The sequence below is a fragment of the Peribacillus sp. NPDC006672 genome (assembly GCF_050274955.1).
Taxonomy (GTDB): Bacteria; Bacillota; Bacilli; order Bacillales; family DSM-1321; genus Peribacillus.
In genome coordinates this window covers 108,074-123,582 of record NZ_JBNNOR010000013.1, presented here as the reverse complement: position 1 = coordinate 123,582, position 15,509 = coordinate 108,074, and the positions used below count along the sequence as shown (strand labels likewise).

At 39.3% G+C, this 15,509-nt stretch carries 20 protein-coding genes and 1 pseudogene; 4 read left to right on the top strand and 17 right to left on the bottom strand.

Annotation, left to right across the window (positions count from 1 at the left end; translation table 11 throughout):
• Positions 1-120: 120 nt before the first annotated feature.
• The 7 genes from ACQKKK_RS19955 to ACQKKK_RS19925 all read right to left on the bottom strand — a co-directional run bounded on the left by ACQKKK_RS19955 (position 121) and on the right by ACQKKK_RS19925 (position 6,169).
• Entirely contained in the window at positions 121-519 is a 399-nt protein-coding gene (locus ACQKKK_RS19955; protein WP_427618475.1) for a VOC family protein, read from the bottom strand.
• A 47-nt stretch (positions 520-566) separates the two neighbouring features.
• Positions 567-1,847, bottom strand: a complete 1,281-nt coding sequence (locus ACQKKK_RS19950) for a glycosyl hydrolase family 8 (protein WP_427618473.1) — start codon at positions 1,845-1,847, stop codon at positions 567-569.
• A gap of 109 nt (positions 1,848-1,956) precedes the next feature.
• Positions 1,957-2,541 carry a glycerol-3-phosphate 1-O-acyltransferase PlsY gene (plsY, locus tag ACQKKK_RS19945; protein ID WP_427618471.1) on the bottom strand — a complete coding sequence of 195 codons (585 nt, stop codon included), beginning with the start codon at positions 2,539-2,541 and terminating at the stop codon, positions 1,957-1,959.
• A gap of 74 nt (positions 2,542-2,615) precedes the next feature.
• On the bottom strand, positions 2,616-3,281 hold the full coding sequence (locus ACQKKK_RS19940; RefSeq protein WP_427618469.1) for an O-methyltransferase: 666 nt from the start codon (positions 3,279-3,281) through the stop codon (positions 2,616-2,618).
• Positions 3,282-3,624: 343 nt separating this feature from the next.
• Complete coding sequence (locus ACQKKK_RS19935; RefSeq protein WP_427618467.1) at positions 3,625-4,404, bottom strand: alpha/beta fold hydrolase; 780 nt, start codon at positions 4,402-4,404, stop codon at positions 3,625-3,627.
• A gap of 310 nt (positions 4,405-4,714) precedes the next feature.
• A complete protein-coding gene (locus ACQKKK_RS19930; protein ID WP_427618465.1) occupies positions 4,715-5,362 on the bottom strand; it encodes a pentapeptide repeat-containing protein in 648 nt (215 codons plus the stop codon).
• 333 nt (positions 5,363-5,695) lie between these two features.
• The gene (locus ACQKKK_RS19925) at positions 5,696-6,169 is read right to left on the bottom strand and encodes a YjdJ family protein (protein ID WP_427618463.1); all 474 of its coding nucleotides are present in this window, start codon (positions 6,167-6,169) and stop codon (positions 5,696-5,698) included.
• A gap of 159 nt (positions 6,170-6,328) precedes the next feature.
• On the opposite strand from ACQKKK_RS19925, the gene ACQKKK_RS19920 reads away from it, so the two are divergent.
• Positions 6,329-6,637, top strand: a complete 309-nt coding sequence (locus ACQKKK_RS19920) for a DUF6944 family repetitive protein (RefSeq protein ID WP_427618461.1) — start codon at positions 6,329-6,331, stop codon at positions 6,635-6,637.
• A 103-nt stretch (positions 6,638-6,740) separates the two neighbouring features.
• On the opposite strand, the gene ACQKKK_RS19915 is transcribed toward ACQKKK_RS19920, so the two are convergent.
• Positions 6,741-7,136: a VOC family protein gene (locus ACQKKK_RS19915; protein ID WP_427618459.1), complete on the bottom strand. Its 396-nt coding sequence runs from the start codon at positions 7,134-7,136 to the stop codon at positions 6,741-6,743.
• Here ACQKKK_RS19915 and ACQKKK_RS19910 point away from each other — a divergent pair.
• Positions 7,130-7,252, top strand: a complete 123-nt coding sequence (locus ACQKKK_RS19910) for a hypothetical protein (RefSeq protein ID WP_427618457.1) — start codon at positions 7,130-7,132, stop codon at positions 7,250-7,252. The two genes, ACQKKK_RS19915 and ACQKKK_RS19910, sit on opposite strands and share 7 nt — an antisense overlap.
• Before the next feature lie 198 nt (positions 7,253-7,450).
• On the opposite strand, the gene ACQKKK_RS19905 is transcribed toward ACQKKK_RS19910, so the two are convergent.
• Positions 7,451-7,852, bottom strand: a complete 402-nt coding sequence (locus tag ACQKKK_RS19905) for a hypothetical protein (RefSeq protein ID WP_427618455.1) — start codon at positions 7,850-7,852, stop codon at positions 7,451-7,453.
• A gap of 166 nt (positions 7,853-8,018) precedes the next feature.
• On the opposite strand from ACQKKK_RS19905, the gene ACQKKK_RS19900 reads away from it, so the two are divergent.
• A complete protein-coding gene (locus ACQKKK_RS19900; RefSeq protein ID WP_427618482.1) occupies positions 8,019-8,438 on the top strand; it encodes a MarR family winged helix-turn-helix transcriptional regulator in 420 nt (139 codons plus the stop codon).
• A gap of 12 nt (positions 8,439-8,450) precedes the next feature.
• The gene (locus ACQKKK_RS19895; RefSeq protein ID WP_427618453.1) at positions 8,451-9,653 is read left to right on the top strand and encodes an MFS transporter; all 1,203 of its coding nucleotides are present in this window, start codon (positions 8,451-8,453) and stop codon (positions 9,651-9,653) included.
• 130 nt (positions 9,654-9,783) lie between these two features.
• Here the strand turns inward: ACQKKK_RS19895 and ACQKKK_RS19890 are convergent, their stop codons facing one another.
• The 8 genes and pseudogenes from ACQKKK_RS19890 to ACQKKK_RS19855 all read right to left on the bottom strand — a co-directional run.
• Positions 9,784-11,019 (bottom strand): hypothetical protein, encoded by a 1,236-nt coding sequence (locus ACQKKK_RS19890; protein WP_427618451.1) that lies wholly within the window; start codon positions 11,017-11,019, stop codon positions 9,784-9,786.
• Between the two features lie 28 nt (positions 11,020-11,047).
• Positions 11,048-11,881, bottom strand: a complete 834-nt coding sequence (locus ACQKKK_RS19885) for a hypothetical protein (RefSeq protein WP_427618449.1) — start codon at positions 11,879-11,881, stop codon at positions 11,048-11,050.
• Complete coding sequence (locus ACQKKK_RS19880; RefSeq protein ID WP_427618447.1) at positions 11,878-12,564, bottom strand: ABC transporter ATP-binding protein; 687 nt, start codon at positions 12,562-12,564, stop codon at positions 11,878-11,880. The genes ACQKKK_RS19885 and ACQKKK_RS19880 overlap by 4 nt, the downstream gene beginning before the upstream one ends.
• A complete protein-coding gene (locus ACQKKK_RS19875; protein WP_427618445.1) occupies positions 12,561-12,941 on the bottom strand; it encodes a GntR family transcriptional regulator in 381 nt (126 codons plus the stop codon). Before ACQKKK_RS19875 ends, ACQKKK_RS19880 begins: the two co-directional genes overlap by 4 nt.
• Positions 12,942-13,179: 238 nt before the next feature.
• On the bottom strand, positions 13,180-13,935 hold the full coding sequence (locus ACQKKK_RS19870) for an AAA family ATPase (protein ID WP_427618443.1): 756 nt from the start codon (positions 13,933-13,935) through the stop codon (positions 13,180-13,182).
• Between the two features lie 50 nt (positions 13,936-13,985).
• Entirely contained in the window at positions 13,986-14,609 is a 624-nt protein-coding gene (locus ACQKKK_RS19865) for a YdbC family protein (RefSeq protein ID WP_427618441.1), read from the bottom strand.
• Positions 14,590-15,141 carry a GrpB family protein gene (locus tag ACQKKK_RS19860; protein ID WP_427618439.1) on the bottom strand — a complete coding sequence of 184 codons (552 nt, stop codon included), beginning with the start codon at positions 15,139-15,141 and terminating at the stop codon, positions 14,590-14,592. Before ACQKKK_RS19860 ends, ACQKKK_RS19865 begins: the two co-directional genes overlap by 20 nt.
• Positions 15,138-15,502, bottom strand: a pseudogene (locus ACQKKK_RS19855) (hypothetical protein); the annotation flags it as partial. The gene ACQKKK_RS19860 and the pseudogene ACQKKK_RS19855, both read right to left, overlap by 4 nt.
• Positions 15,503-15,509: the final 7 nt, after the last annotated feature.

Below are 15,509 nucleotides of genomic sequence, written 5' to 3'. Positions count from 1 at the left end.
TACCTTGATTATAAAACAAAAAAAGGTAGATTTCCTCAGAATAAACTGAGAAAATCTACCTCTATTGGCCCGAAGGGACTTTTTCAGTGCCCTCCTACCCAGTGGCCTTTTTCACTTCATTCATTTTGGGAGAGTAAGTTGCCAGGAAACACCGAACTTATCAGATATCCATCCGAACTTCTTACTGAAGGAATAGTCGGCTAATGGCATCAGCACTTCTCCACCATCAGTTAAACTCGCATAAATCCTGTCAATTTCCTCTTCCGTATCACATGTAAGGAATATTGAAAACGAAGGTGTGAACGTAAATTGATGCTTAATATTGCTATCGATGCACATAAACTCCTGATCCTTCAAGGTAAAGGCAGCTTGCATGATACTTCCCTCTGCACCTGCTTCATTTGCTCCATACCGAATCATGCTGATTATTTTCGATCCTTCAATTAAAGATGTGTAATAATTCATGGCTTCTTCTGCATTATTTTCTTGGAACATCAAGAAAGGTGTGACCTTTTTCATTCATCATCAAACTCCTTTTTCATCATTAGTTTTTCCAGTTACCGAGTTTATGGGGCCCACCAGTTACCAGAAACAACAATCATTGTCTGTAATTTTATCGTATTGGCAAAATAGTCATCATCTTCTTGTTCCTGTATCGTCCTTTTCCACAATCGGTTGATCCATTGCTGATTGGAGGGGTCAACCATGGCACTGACCATGAATGGAGCAACAAAGCTTGTACTATTTCCTTCTTCTAAGACTTTTCCGTTTAGAGTATAGCCGGATTGGATATTTTCAGGGTTCCCATCCGATTCCTCCTTAATCCATTCATTCATCTTCTTTAATTGCGGCAGCGCTCTTTCATCACCAGTCAGTAAGTAATCGAGCGTATAGCGCCAAGGGGTCCTGCTGCTGTTCCAGCTATAATTGCCGTCATTCTCCCCTTCTAAAAAGTCAGCTTGTGCCGGCTGGTACCCTCCCTTGGATTGTACAATGAAGTCCGGCATTAGGCCTGTATTGCCGCTTTTTTCCTTATAAATGGAATGAATGATCTCATAAGCCTTATCCGTTACACCTTTCCATTCATGATTCCCAGTTGCCGCCTCAAAGGACTTCAAATGATTGAGAAGAAAGTCCGATGAACGAGTCGCTTGTCCGTATACATCATCTTCATCTTCCGCCCAGTCCCCTAGTTTAATCAGGGACTGCGACCGATTTATCTCATTCGACATGATTGCATCGATGATGTCCTTTGCTCTGGCAAGATAGTCGATTTCCCCTTCACTTCCCCATTGGCGATCAGCCAATAATAACGAATAAGCGATATCCATATCGCCATCAGTTGCTGAATCGGCATCTCCTGGCGTATTTATGATTTTGCCCGATTTATCCTTTACTTGCTGCCACGCCATTAATGAAGAATCATTATCACTTGCATGCGCTTTATAAAAACGATAAAGCCCATCGAAGTACTGCTTGTCCTTGCTTCCTGCCATGATTGCCGTTATCATCATTCCATAACCGTGCGCTTCAGAAACGGTCACTGCATTCTTAGGTTCTGCATATCCTTTATCATTGTAAAAAATATAATATTCATCCTTTTTATCAGCAGGCTGCCTAAGATATTCATCTTTCCAAACATTGTAAAAATCCGCTACAGCATCATCCATCTCCTCTTGTGATAGATTGTCAGGTTTTATCGTTCCTGATTGATAGACTGTATGCTGTGGAAAGGGCTTTTTACTGTCCAGCTCTTTCTTTGTGGTTTGAGATTCTAATGCAATCCAGGCGATGATTCCAAAAACGATCACGCCTAGAGCTATTAATAAGCTTGCTCTTTTTTTCATGGCTGGCTCCTTAGATTATGGTGATATTTTCACTTAAATTTGCATGAAACATAAACATTTTCATGTAATTCTTTTCCTGCACTACGAATGATTCAATAGCAAAGTTCCATTAAAAGATCCTGCCCACTTTTGCTTCCGTTCCCTTCCATATTCTCTTTATATTTTCCCTATGCAAAATGATGACGAATAAGCAAATGAATGAAGAGAGTGCAGTGATGAGCCTGCCTTCAAATAATAGGCTGTAAATCAATATGGAAATGCTCCCCAAAATTGAACTGAGAGATACATATTTTGAGGTCATCAAACTAATGAGAAAAACGATGCAAGCACATAATGTCCCTAATGGAGCTAAAAATAAAAACACTCCCGTTGATGTTGCCACGGCCTTGCCCCCTTTAAATCCCGCAAAAACAGGAAAGGCATGCCCAATTATGGCAAGTAAGCCGCATAGTATTGGGGAAACGTTTGAATGCAGCATCATAGGGAGTAAGCATGCAATCGAACCTTTCAATAAATCAGCAATGGCGACTACCGTCCCCGCTTTTTTGCCCAATACCCTAAAACTATTGGTTGCGCCGAGATTCCCGCTCCCATATCCACGAATATCGGTACCATAGAACAATTTGCCGATAACCAGAGCAAATGGGATGGAACCTATTAAGTAACTTGATAGGAGAATGATCATGTTGAGCATAAATTACCTTCTTCTTGGAATCATTGATTATATCTCAAGGATCCTAGGATTCTTTTATAACGCCTTTTGAAGCCTCACTCTTTTACAATCCCGATAACAAAACCATCATATCCTTTCATACCAACAGTTTGCAGGACGGTCGAATCGATTCGCGGTTCTTCAGATAGCCTATCTATGAATGTCCGTACACCCATCACACTCGGGTCTTTGCTATCCTGATCGATCACTTTTCCATCACGGATGACATTATCGACCACGATGACGGTCCCAGGCCGTGAAAGTTCCAATGCCCATTTAAGATACTCGGGATTATTAGGTTTATCAGCATCAATAAAAATTAAGTCGAAGCCGGATAACCCTTTTTCTTTAAGGGTCGGCAAGGTTTTGAGCGCCGCCCCGACCATTATATGGATTTTATCGGCCAATCCTGCATTTTTGATATTGGCTTCCGCCACTTTTGCATGCTTAGCCTCGTATTCAAGCGTTATCAACCGTCCATCATCCGGCAAAGCACGCGCGAGCCAAACACTGCTATAACCTCCAAGCGTCCCTATTTCCAATATGTTTTTCGCTCCACTGATTTTTGCTAGTAAATGAAGGAATTTCCCTTGGTTTGGAGATACATCAATGGCAGGCAGCCCTGCTTCTGCATTCGCTTTCAAGATCGAATTCATGATCGGATCTTCCGTATGAAGTTTATTACTAAAATATAAATCTACATCATTCCAAATTCCGGACATCTCAATCTTCCCCCTTGGTCATTTTCATCTTTTTCAATTCCATGAATCCTTCGCCATCCAATGATATATCTATTTGCTGATCAATGACTCACGAAAGCGGAAAGATCTCTATCCGAAAAGAACCAGCGCCGTTCCCTTGAACCTAAAAGTAAAAGCACTCCTGCTTCATGCTCCCCCATGAAATTCAATCCATCTTCTCTTCTGGCTCACCACCACCTAACAAATATTGTAAACAAATACAGTATTTAAGCAAATATTCCGTACTCTTCATTTACATGGCTATGTTAAATAATATTGTTGAAATTAAAAACAAAAGGACTCACATTATCAATAATACTAAATATCAACTGATCACTTTATATTCTTTTGGTAAATTCCCTTCATGTATCCATCTTTCCACCATATGATTAAAGACTTCAGGCATTGCCAAAGAAGCTCCATGCCCAATTTCAGGTATAATCACGCCTGTACAATTTGAGTTAGTTTCGACAATATCTTTTGCAGATTTTTTCATAACAGCTTTTTCTCTTTCACCCACAGTAACCAATATCTTTCCATTTGCTTCTCTAAAATCTTTGGGTATTTCAAACGACATGTTTTCTTCTAATACTCTAACAAGAGTGTCCGGTTTCATTTGACAAATTTCTTCATAATATTTTTCAAAGCAGTCTTCACTTACATGTAATGTTTTTGCTTGCAGTTTGGAAAACCACCTATTTTTAATTAGTGGAAATGATATTCTAATAGCAGGTTGAATCAATTTTTTAGCGTATGAAATCGGTCTGACCAAAGCACTATTTATTATTGCAAAATCAATTAAATCTGGTTTCATACTTAACATTTGAATAAGTACTTGAGAACCTAAAGAAAACCCAATTAGGATTACTTTCTTTCCACTTGCTTTTTCTTCGATTAATTTAATTACTTCTTCTGCACTGCCTTTTATAGAAAAATTAATTTCATAATTGCTTAGTCCATGTTCAGGTAAGTCTGGAACTATGCAATGATAATGAGTGAAGTATTCAATTTGATTGTCCCACATCCAACTACTCACTCCGCCACCATGTAAAAATAGCATCAGAGAAGCACTTTTATCACCGTATTCTTGATAATGTAAAGCCAAATGTTTCACCCCTCCTTTTTGTAAATTTTATTTTATTAGTAAGTGTTTATTAATCTATTCTTCATAAAACTTTCAAGGTTAGCACTACTAAACTTGATACGTTCTCAATATGTAATAAGTTTCATTAATTGGAAATAAATAATCCCATTCAAAAAAAGGCCACCAAATTGGTGGTCCCCCGTTTAAATATAGGAAGAGCAGTACATCTGCCCTACGCTCTTTTCGAAAAATCCCGATGGATTTCGTCATTCCTGGCAATGCATGCTTTCTAGCATAATATGCGATAACTCATTTTTCATTTTAAAAAGGTTCACTCTTTAATTTTCAGTCCAAGCATAGCTGCAAAGCCTATTGCTTGGTCCGGGGAAACTTCGCATCCATTTAAATCCTCCAGGGATACGGTAAGCCTTTGAAATGTAGAACTGCTAATATCAATTCCTTTTAGCGGTGTCCGGGAAAAGTTCACTTCATTTAATTTACATGTATCGAACATCACTTTCTTGAATTTACAATCATAATAATCAGCACTTTCCAATGAGCAATGATCGAACTTCACTTGTTTTAGTGCAGCATAACCAAAAGCACTTAAATTACAATTGCAATTCTCAAAGGAGACATTCCCTAAATTGGCATCAGACAGATTAATGCCTAATAGTTTGGACTCTTTGAACTCCACCCGATGAATCGAGCCACCCATGAAATCGGCATTCGTCAGATCGCAATGGTCAAAAACGACATCCGTCAGCTCAATATTCCTGAATGATACATCGCTGAATATCACATGTTTAAAAACAACTTGTGATAATACGATTTGGTCCATCTTTTCTCTATCAATCGTGCAATTGGTTATGATACAGGTATCCAGATATGGCTCATCTTTATAATATATTTCCTGAAAGTTCGCTTGAGTTAAGTCATGGGGGATCTTCGGCTGTTCAATTTTGATTTTGCCTGACATATTATCACCTTTTCACTTTATTCTTAAATTCATTAAAGACCATTGAGGGCATTGGCTAAAAGTCCAGCAACATGTTAACAGGATTCTTCAAGTAATCACGTTGCTTTGCTACAAACAAATCTGAATGAAGTTTGCCATGTGGCATCCCCTGTCCGAATTTCAAAAGCCTGTTTAAAAGCATAACAGCTTTTCTGAAATGTGCGGGCATTAATTTTTTTTAGAAATAACATCGCTTGAATGTTGATCATTTTGTGTCACCTAACAGGCTTTCCATATTGCCCAAATAAAAAAGCTGCTCCGTATGGCAGCTTCGCAAAAAAACATGAAGTGAATTTAAAAGTCGGTCTTGATTTCTTTAGGCACCCGGAAATAATATAGAGCGGCACCCATTATGGCCATCATCCCGCTTATCAGAAAGACAGCTTGAAAGATATTACCTCCCACAGTTGGGGAGTTGGATACAATACCACTCGAAATCAGAAAAAGGACGCCAAATCCAGCCAAAAATAGCGCTATTTTTTTACTGCTTCTTTTGAATAGGGCATAACCCGTAAGTATGATTAAGTACGAAGACATTAGGACCATCAACACCGGAAATAACGGTTTGAATTTTGCTGCATACACGAAATAGTCCAAATTTGAAATATCTTTTTCATCCATCACTTGATCATTCAACATCTGTGAAAAGTGAGTTGAATATTTCCATTCCGAATGGTCATCCAGAATTTCGCTGCCTTCGTACCAAGTACAAAATGAAAAAAGTAAAAGGAAAAATGCAGCGATTATTAATTGGATAAAGTATTTCATTAACAATATCACCACCTATAGACAATCGACCTATATTATACCAATAAATATTGGAAATTAATATATAACTACCAGCTTCCTTATAATACGTGGAGAAGATCTCCTCCTTTCAGGAGCATGGAGTACTAAACGGTGCTGAGGAAGAGGAAACAAAAATAGATGCCCTTGGCAATGGAGTCTAAGGGCTTGGTGCAGCTTTTGAAGCAGTGGGATTCATCCTATAGGGTTCTTGGGAATACAGGAAATGGCTTCATTTCTTTAGGCTTCTATTTAGCAGCGATCGGTAATATTTATGTTAACGAAAAAAGTGTAATTGGAGAACAGATTTTATTGGTCGGTAGCTGGATTCAATTTATTGGCGCAATTATATTAATTCATGCCATTCCCCTTGAGCTTGAACACATTGAACAAGAGAAACACGAGGAAAATCCGAAAAATAGAAACGGCAATTCTTATAATAATTATTAATATCTGCTTAAGGTCTAGCTAATGCTAAAGATGGATCTCGTTAGCTTTTATTTATCATTAGTGCGGTTGCTTAGCCACTTTCCTTCAACGAAAATACAAATACTTAAGGTGCCACCAATTCAACTTTAATCCTATCCGGGTCTTCGAAAAATAAAGCATAATGTTCCTTCCCACCGGCGAATGGGTGCTTGTCGGCATAGAGGATGGTAACTCCTCTGTCCCTTAATTTTCTGGTGATCTCATCAATCTGATGACGGGAAGTGCCGTGAAAGGCTAAATGATTAAGCCCCACTCGTGCCCGATGATAGGGAATGTCAAGAAACCTTGTTTCCGCTTGTACAAAAACAATGTACATGTCATCCAATCTCCAACTCTTCCCGCTTTCCCACTCCTGGAATGGCTCATAATTCATTTCCTCCAAAAACCAGCCCCAAAAATCAACGGTCCTATTTAAATTTGAAACATTCAGCTCAATATGATGAAGGAATCCCTTTGACAACTTTCATCCTCTCCTTATTATCGCTTTTCAAATTGGCGCTACTCGTGAATTTCGGCGCTTTATTCGTGAGTTTGGTGCTTTTACTCGTGAATTTCGCGTTTTTACTCGTGATTTGAGCGTTACTCGTGAGTTTCGGCACTTTACTCGTGAATTTGGTGCTTTTACTCGTGAGTTTCGGCACTTTACTCGTGAGTTTGGTGCTTTTACTCGTGAGTTGGCCGTTACTCGTACATGCTTCACAGTTTCTACTATATTCCCCCGAACCCTTTATCAAAACCAATAAAGGTCTCTATACAACACTTACGCAGGTCCACTTATTTTAAGATTTCGTCATAAAGCTCTCCGCCACCATTTATTTTGATAATTTTCAGGCGGTTGGTATTTTTGACGAAAACGGTTTTATATTGTTTTTCACCATTCAGTTCAATAAGGAAGACTCGTTTATCATCGTTATCCGTTTCCTTATTGAAGGTATAGTCTTCGTTGCCGATTTGCTCGATGATTTTGTCATATTCAGGCAAAGAAGACCACTTCTCATGTTTAGGATTTGCTTGAGTTTCTGTTTTTGAAGGTTGTTTTTGTTGTTCATTTTCAGTATTGGTTTGATTTTCATCTGTTGTTTGTACAGATTTTCCCTTGTTTTCATCCGCTTTGTCATTATTGCAAGCAGTTAGCATGGCTGCTGCGGCAAGCAACGCGATCATAGATTTATACATGTTTACATCATCTCCTATTCTTATATTCCCATTCTATTTAACTAAAAACCAAATTTAACTAATCACTTCAAATCCGAGTGGACAGAAAGGATTTATTTTGTTATTATAGTTACTCAAGGTAACGATTACTCACGGTAACTATACAATAGTATAAGGGGTGTTTCTGATAGAGACTTACCAAAAGTTCTTTCAGCAATTTTTGCTGCTGTACCGTCCGTTTGAAAATAATCTTAATATACAGCTGAACAAGCATGATTTACACAGGGCACAATGGTCCATTTTGCATTACTTATCCAATTATGGTTCTGCAACGCTTGTAGAGCTTGCCAATTATCAGAGTGTGGAAAAACCCACGATTACGAGGACCATTACCCGTTTGGAAGAGCTGGGATATGTCGAGCATGTGCCAAGTAAAGATAGACGGGAAAAAAGAATGCAGCTTACTGAGCTTGGCTCAAAGCTCTACAGTGAAGTCCGTGTGACAATCGATCAATACGAACAGGACATCTTGAAGGGAATCACTGAAGAGGAACAACTCGCAGCCATACGCATTATGGGCGAAATAAGAAATAACATTATAAAGTAAGGAGATCATAAAATGGAACAATCAAGACCTAGACTGTGGACGAAGGACTTTGTCATCGTTTCTTCCATTAATTTTTTCATAACATTAATCTTTTATTTACTGATGGTGACACTTGCCATCTATGCCGTAAATGAATTGGATGCTTCTACAAGCCAAGCCGGACTCATATCGGGTATTTTCATAATCGGGACATTAATCGGACGACTGTTCATCGGTCGTTTCATTGATTCAATCGGCCGCAAGAAAACATTATTCATCGGTTTGATCTTTTTCACTTTGACAACACTTCTATATTTTGTGGATCTCGGAATTGGCTTCCTGCTCATTAACCGCCTGATTCATGGTATGGCGATGGGTATGGCGAGTACTGCGACAGGAACGATCGTCGCCCAGATCATCCCGGCAACACGAAAAGGTGAAGGCATCGGCTACTACAGCATGAGCGCAACACTTGCGACGGCAATCGGCCCTTTCATCGGTCTGTACATGGCTCAACATACAAGCTTCCAAGTGATATTCAGTTTCTGCCTGGCTTTAGGGGTCATTTCTTTAATTACTGCATTCTTCCTATATGTCCCGGCATTGAAAGTGACGGCAAAAGTGACTGAAAGTAAAGGATTCAAGCTTTCCAATTTCATTGAGCCTAAGGCACTGCCCATCTCAATCATTACTCTGTTATTGGCATTCTGTTATTCCAGTGTCCTTTCTTTCATCAGTTTCTATGCCATAGAAATCGACCTGGTCAATACAGCAAGCTTCTTCTTTGTCGTTTATGCAGTAGCCGTATTATTATCACGCCCTTTCTCAGGACCGTTAATGGACCGGAAAGGAGCCAACTTCATTATGTATCCAGCCTTTTTGATTTTCGGAGTCGGTTTGCTCCTTCTAAGCATAACAACCAATAGTTTCACTTTACTGGCAGCTGGTTTCCTCATTGGCCTCGGTTTCGGTAATATGCAATCAAGCTCGCAGGCGATTGCCGTTAAGCTGACACCGCCCCACCGTATGGGGATGGCAACGTCCACCTTCTTTATCATGCTTGATGCAGGACTTGGATTCGGCCCTTATATTCTGGGATTCATCATTCCAGTAACAGGGTACAGCACACTTTATGTCATCCTTGGCGTTGTGGTCATCGCAACTTCCGTTCTTTACTACTTCTTGCACGGCAGAAAAGAACGTTCAGCCAGAGCGAACTTAGCTTCCGTTTCATGATAATCCGAACGAAGGGATATCCCATTGAAGGATATCTCTTTTTTCATGATTTTTATGCCATTTAAAGAATACCTTTACTAAAAAAAAGCTGTCTCAAAGTTATTGAGACAGCTTCTAATGATCATCGTCCTTATTTGACTTCCATGTAATCGATATAAAAACCAAATTTTTTGCCGTTGTTTTTATCGGTTGAGTGCATGACTGTTTCACCTTTATATAATATCTTTCCAGTCTTTAAATCAGCAATTAGTAGTTGGGCAGGTTTGGATATTAAATTGCCCTCTTGATCCATTCGATTGCTTAAAAGGAAGTATAAACGCCCATTCTTGATGGTGGTTTCGAAGGATTCCCCTTCCTTAGGAACAGCTAGGTCTAACTCCATGTCATTCGTTATCTTTTGACTGCTTAGATCAAACGTCTTAATGTGATATTTATCGGACTTGGTATCAACTACGTATAGACTTTTCCCATCCACGTATCCTGATCTTACCTCGTCCAGGCTAAGCGATTCTTTTTTGGGCAATTTAACCGTTTCTAATTTTTCCGTTTCATAATTATAAGATAACAGCTTGCTTTCCTTTAGTTTTTCCTCAAAGGGACCATCCTCATGATTTACTCCTTTAATTAAAGAAATTAAAACCATGTTGTTTGGCTGGGAGGGAGCAACATCAATTGGCATCTCAAAATCAACTTGATTAGGGTAAGTAAAGGTTTCAGATAAAAGGGTTTTATCGCTCAAGACTTTCTTATTAGCTAAATCGATCGTATATAGATGAACCTCTTTCGTTTGCTTCTCATTGTTTGAATTCACATCATTCATCGTTAAAACCTGTAGTTTTGAATGGACCAACTGCACATCCCTGATATCAGCATTCATGATTCTCTCTTGATCGGGAAGTTCAATTTTGAAAGAAGTTTCATCCTCGCCTTTCTTCTCCAGTAAACCGATTTCAAACTCCGCTTCCATTTTCCCGTTTTTCGTAATTTCGCTATTCACCCAAGCGTAAGCCAAAAAATCATCGTCTTCATATAAAGAACTAACGGAATCTTTGCCACGCATAAACGAACGATGTTCTTTTATTAATCTTTCAATTTGATGATCTGGTCTTCCAGTTAAGTTCTCCAAGTAAGACCTTTCACTGCCATATGTTGTTTGATTGGATTCAATCGTGAATGGTTCATAAAAACTCCCATTTTCAAGCGTAGCATGTATGATCACCGGATCAAGCTCTTTATCACTGCCTTCCAGTGTCTTGAACGTATACTTTGGAAGGCTGGAAGCGGAGGAAGCTACTTTGACATAATAGGTCCCGATGCTTAAAATGACAACCATTCCAATAATGATACTGCATAAATAACGTTTCACCTTGTTCACTCTCCTTTAATAGTTTTTGTTATACGGTAACGCGATTTTTCAATAACCAAGAACCAAGCCAAACTGATAATCCTGTCACGATGATTCCCAATGTGAGCAGAAGACCGAATAATTCTTTCGAGTAAAAATGGAAAATTCCACTATCCATTATGAAAACAGGAGCTAAAAACAACACAGCAGCAATTCCGCAATACACCAAGCCCATAACGATTCCTTTTATGCGGAAACTCCTTTCAAACATGATCGCCGTGAATAATATCGACATGATCATAAGGCCGCTGCCATAGGAAAGCAGGAATTGCGTGAACGTGCTTGGAATGATCAACATCAATACCCTATTGGCTGCCGCTATGGTGGAAGTGGACATTTCCATATTCAAGAAAGCTTCCGGCACATTTGAATTAAATAGGGCATTTTCCATGGGTAAAATGATAATCTGGAAAGCAATTAATCCTAACACCATCAAGAAGATGGCTGTGGCTTTGGAAAGGTAGATTGATAATCTGGATGTTGGTAACATCAATAGACGATAAATGAACGTATTCTTTCCAAACCAATCACGATACCAAATGAGAAAAATGTAAAAAATTAGGGCAACGGCACTCAGCGCGATCGGTCCTAGAAACCAGAGAGTATTGGCGATATGGGTAAAATCAATGCCACCATAAGTCGTAACAAAGGCAGCTTCGGATAGTTTTTCATCCGACATGGTTTCCTTAGCTCCATCAAGAAAATCCTTCGTTACCATGAATACACCAACAAATTGCGAAACCAAGGTTATCAACAATAAGCTAAGATAGATTTTACTAAAACGATTGATTTCAAAGTTCACTAGTTTTATATATCGCATCATGCTTGATACACCTCTCTCATTACATCGACTACCGATTTTCCTTCCTCTTCACGCATTTCTTCTGTATTGAACTCTTTAAGGACTGTGCCATTATCCAATAAAATGACCTTATCAATTAAATGTTCAATATCACCGATTTCATGGGTCGTGATGATGACTCCTCTATCTTCAATAAGGTGGCTCGCAAAGACATCGGCAATTTGCTCGCGGCTAAACATATCGATTCCCGAGAATGGTTCGTCCATCAGTACATAATCGACGTCAAGGGACAGACCAAGCATCAGGTTGAGTTTAGCTGTGTTCCCTTTTGACAATTCCGAAATGGGGGTTTCTTCCTTTAGTTTGAAAAAATCCAATAATTGATTAGCTCTTTCCGGGTTCCAGGTCGTATAAAAATCCTGCATAAATACCATTGCCTGTTTAACCGTCATTTGCGGAAGCATTGTCGGAGCGTCTGGAATGAAGGTGATTTTTTCATAACTGTCCTTAGTCATCTTTTGATCATCAATCAGGATCTCACCTTTATATGGCGTCAATCCCATAATGGCTTTGAGTGTAGTCGTTTTACCGACACCATTTATCCCGATCAGACAAGTGACTTCACCTTTATTGGCAGTAAACGAAACACCATCCAAGATTGTCTTCCGGCCGTATTTCTTAGAGATTTGTTTTACCTCTATCATTTTTCTTCCCCCTCCCTTATTTCTTCCGAGTATTTTTCTTTAACCACACGAAGCAATTCATCAACTGGTACATTAATCGGACGTATCGCATCGACAAACGAATCGACGGCTTCCAAAATCAATTCCTGCCTCACAGCCTGTAAAATCGTTTCATTCGTCGTGATTTGACTGGGAAAATTTCTTTCTGTATGAATCAAGCCCTGTTCCTCCATTTCTTTATACGCTTTTTGAGCTGTATTAGGATTAATGTTCAGTGAAGCCGCCAGTTCTCTTCTGGATGGAATTTCCTGTCCCGCTACGAATTTCCCTATGGCAATTTGTTCTTTAAAATGCCTAACGACTTGCAGATATACCGGTTCCCGGGTATTAACGTTCATAAAACCACCCCCTATTTATTTAGGAAAAAACTCTGATTTGAAATTTAATAACGAGTGTATGTATTAAGTAGTTCATACACCTTATAGATGTACTATACTCGTAATACACCTTCACTGTCAATCATAATTTTCAACAAAATGAAAACCCCGAATTTGCAGTGCAGCCGGGGTTTCTTTTATTGCTTTAATTAAAGTTTTTATAATCCCTTTGTTTTAATGGGAAGTGAGTGGATAAAGCTCATTGGAATAGATGATGAAGCAGCCGATCTTTATCTTCAAAAAACTGTTTCATCAACAAATAGTGATTGGACTCCTCTAAAGTCACTTCACTCATTCCCTCATCTGAAATTTGGAGGATTTTAGCATCCGGGTAGGCCATGATGATCGGGGAATGGGTGGAAATGATGAATTGGGAACCTTGTTTAACAAGCTCGTTTATCCTGGCTAACATCGATATTTGCCTTAATGGAGACAAAGCGGCTTCAGGCTCATCGAGGATGTACAATCCATTGCCTTGAAATCGTTCTATGAAGGCTGAAAAAAAAGATTCCCCATGAGATTGTTGATGAAGTGATTTCCCGCCAAAGGAATCGATGATCTTCCGTCCCGAAGATGCCTCCCTGTCCAATTCCTCTATATTTGTCGCTACATTATAAAAGGTTTCCGCCCTAAAGAAAAAATGATCCTTCGGTTTGTACACGCCTTTTTTCAAACGGAGGTATTCGTCCAAATTGGAATGCGAATCATAATTGGAAAAATTGAAGTTCAACGTTCCTCCTTCTGGATTGAAGCCATACGCAATCGCAATACCTTCAAGCAAGGTGGACTTCCCCATTCCATTTTCTCCGATAACATAGGTAACACTGGGATGAAAAGCCACTTCTTGAAGGTGCCTGATAACCGGCAGATCAAGAGGGAAATGGTCATACGAAGATATTCGGTCCCTATTCAGGTAGATGCCCCTGATGTACTGTGAATCATGATCTAGTTTCATTAGTAATCACCTTCTGTATAATAGATTTTTAGCATTGAATAAGCCATCATTTAAATGACAGCCCACTTTGGATGCAATTCAATTAAACTTCCTGTAATACGTTGGGTTGAATCTTTCACTACCGATTCCTTTATCAAGGCAGGCAATTCCTTATCCACGTACCGTTGATATGAATAGTCATTGTCCCATAATGAGGCGACCAGATATCTCCCGTTTTGCTTTTTACCGAATGCACCTGACATCATGCCCGGTGCATACATTATCCCTTTGTTCCATACTTCTTTTTGCATCTGCTCAAAGTGGGCTTGTTTATTTGTTTCAACATAACATTCAGTCACTCGAAGTAGTTTCCCCTTGCAAAAAAAAGCGGTAATATCTGTAGTTCCTATATTGAATATTTTCTCGAATATATCGACAGAAATATTTGTATAAGTACTTCTTTGGTCACTCTTCACGAATATTTCATCATGTTGATGCTGCATGAAACATTGATAAGAATGGAGATCTTTCCATACGGAGAGAATGCCTGCTTCAAGGGGCCCATTTTTATTCCACCCTCCGATTTGACCCATGAAACCAGCTGAATGGAGCAACTCTCCCCATCCCTCTTGTGCTGTAGAAAATGCACGCTTGTTTTCCCCATTCACTTGGCATTTAATCCACTTCATTAACATGATGATCCCCCTTCTCATTCAAGGACGCCGCCCATTTTTTCGCTCTTTCATCCACCTTTTTTATAAAATCATTTTTCCCGTTTACATACCCTTTGATATCATCTGGAAATTCCGCTGCCAAGCGCTGTTTCAGCTGACTATACTTTTGTGCTTCATAAGGGTGTGCCAGCATATAATCCCGAAAAGCGAGGTGTCTGGAAATTTCCGCATGTCCTTTTTGAAACATGTGAATATGGTGCGTCCTCTCATCCCCGCCTTTAAGAAAAAACCTTCGTCCAGCGATTCCATTTTCACCCCTAGCATCATAACCTATCCGTTCCATCTCTTTATTAAAACCAGCGACACATTCCACATCTTTAACCACTGCCAAAATATCTATTACTGGCTTGGCATGGATTGCAGGTATGGCCGTACTGCCAATATGGTATAAATTTATCATTTCATGCCCGAAAATATCCTGTAATCTTTTGCATTCATCATGAAATAGCTTGGACCATACTTTCTTATGTGAAACGACTTCGACCTTTCTCATGAAAGCCTCCCCCCTTTAGTTAATGTTTCTTCATTGAATGCTGCTTGTAAATTAGGCTTTCTTCTGTGAATGGTAGCCTGTTCGAAGGCATATGTCAGTTTTATCAGTAAGCCTTCACTAAAAGCGGTGCTGGCGATTGTTATACGAAAAGGGCGGCCGCTTTTCATGAGACCAGCAAGTACCGCAATGGACGGATATCCCGCTTTGGCGCAAATGGTGGAACATATGTACGAAAAAAAAGAATCGCATCAAGGTCATCCTTCTTCAAGGTAAAATCAATGCCCTGTTCCTGGAAAAAATATAAATCTTCCAGTTTCGCATTCAAGTATTATGGGTTTCTTAACGTACTAGGGAGACATTTTAATGCT

What these genes read in the sequence shown, in the direction of transcription:
- ACQKKK_RS19930 (WP_427618465.1), bottom strand. Translation starts at nt 5,362, where the DNA reads ATGTCAGGCAAAATCAAAATTGAACAGCCGAAGATCCCCCATGACTTA.
- ACQKKK_RS19905 (WP_427618455.1), bottom strand. Translation starts at nt 7,852, where the DNA reads ATGTATAAATCTATGATCGCGTTGCTTGCCGCAGCAGCCATGCTAACT.
- ACQKKK_RS19885 (WP_427618449.1), bottom strand. Translation starts at nt 11,881, where the DNA reads ATGATGCGATATATAAAACTAGTGAACTTTGAAATCAATCGTTTTAGT.
- ACQKKK_RS19940 (WP_427618469.1), bottom strand. Translation starts at nt 3,281, where the DNA reads ATGTCCGGAATTTGGAATGATGTAGATTTATATTTTAGTAATAAACTT.
- ACQKKK_RS19875 (WP_427618445.1), bottom strand. Translation starts at nt 12,941, where the DNA reads ATGAACGTTAATACCCGGGAACCGGTATATCTGCAAGTCGTTAGGCAT.
- ACQKKK_RS19895 (WP_427618453.1), top strand. Translation starts at nt 8,451, where the DNA reads ATGGAACAATCAAGACCTAGACTGTGGACGAAGGACTTTGTCATCGTT.
- ACQKKK_RS19870 (WP_427618443.1), bottom strand. Translation starts at nt 13,935, where the DNA reads ATGAAACTAGATCATGATTCACAGTACATCAGGGGCATCTACCTGAAT.
- ACQKKK_RS19920 (WP_427618461.1), top strand. Translation starts at nt 6,329, where the DNA reads ATGCCCTTGGCAATGGAGTCTAAGGGCTTGGTGCAGCTTTTGAAGCAG.
- ACQKKK_RS19955 (WP_427618475.1), bottom strand. Translation starts at nt 519, where the DNA reads ATGAAAAAGGTCACACCTTTCTTGATGTTCCAAGAAAATAATGCAGAA.
- ACQKKK_RS19925 (WP_427618463.1), bottom strand. Translation starts at nt 6,169, where the DNA reads ATGAAATACTTTATCCAATTAATAATCGCTGCATTTTTCCTTTTACTT.
- ACQKKK_RS19860 (WP_427618439.1), bottom strand. Translation starts at nt 15,141, where the DNA reads ATGAGAAAGGTCGAAGTCGTTTCACATAAGAAAGTATGGTCCAAGCTA.
- ACQKKK_RS19950 (WP_427618473.1), bottom strand. Translation starts at nt 1,847, where the DNA reads ATGAAAAAAAGAGCAAGCTTATTAATAGCTCTAGGCGTGATCGTTTTT.
- ACQKKK_RS19865 (WP_427618441.1), bottom strand. Translation starts at nt 14,609, where the DNA reads ATGTTAATGAAGTGGATTAAATGCCAAGTGAATGGGGAAAACAAGCGT.
- plsY (WP_427618471.1), bottom strand. Translation starts at nt 2,541, where the DNA reads ATGCTCAACATGATCATTCTCCTATCAAGTTACTTAATAGGTTCCATC.
- ACQKKK_RS19880 (WP_427618447.1), bottom strand. Translation starts at nt 12,564, where the DNA reads ATGATAGAGGTAAAACAAATCTCTAAGAAATACGGCCGGAAGACAATC.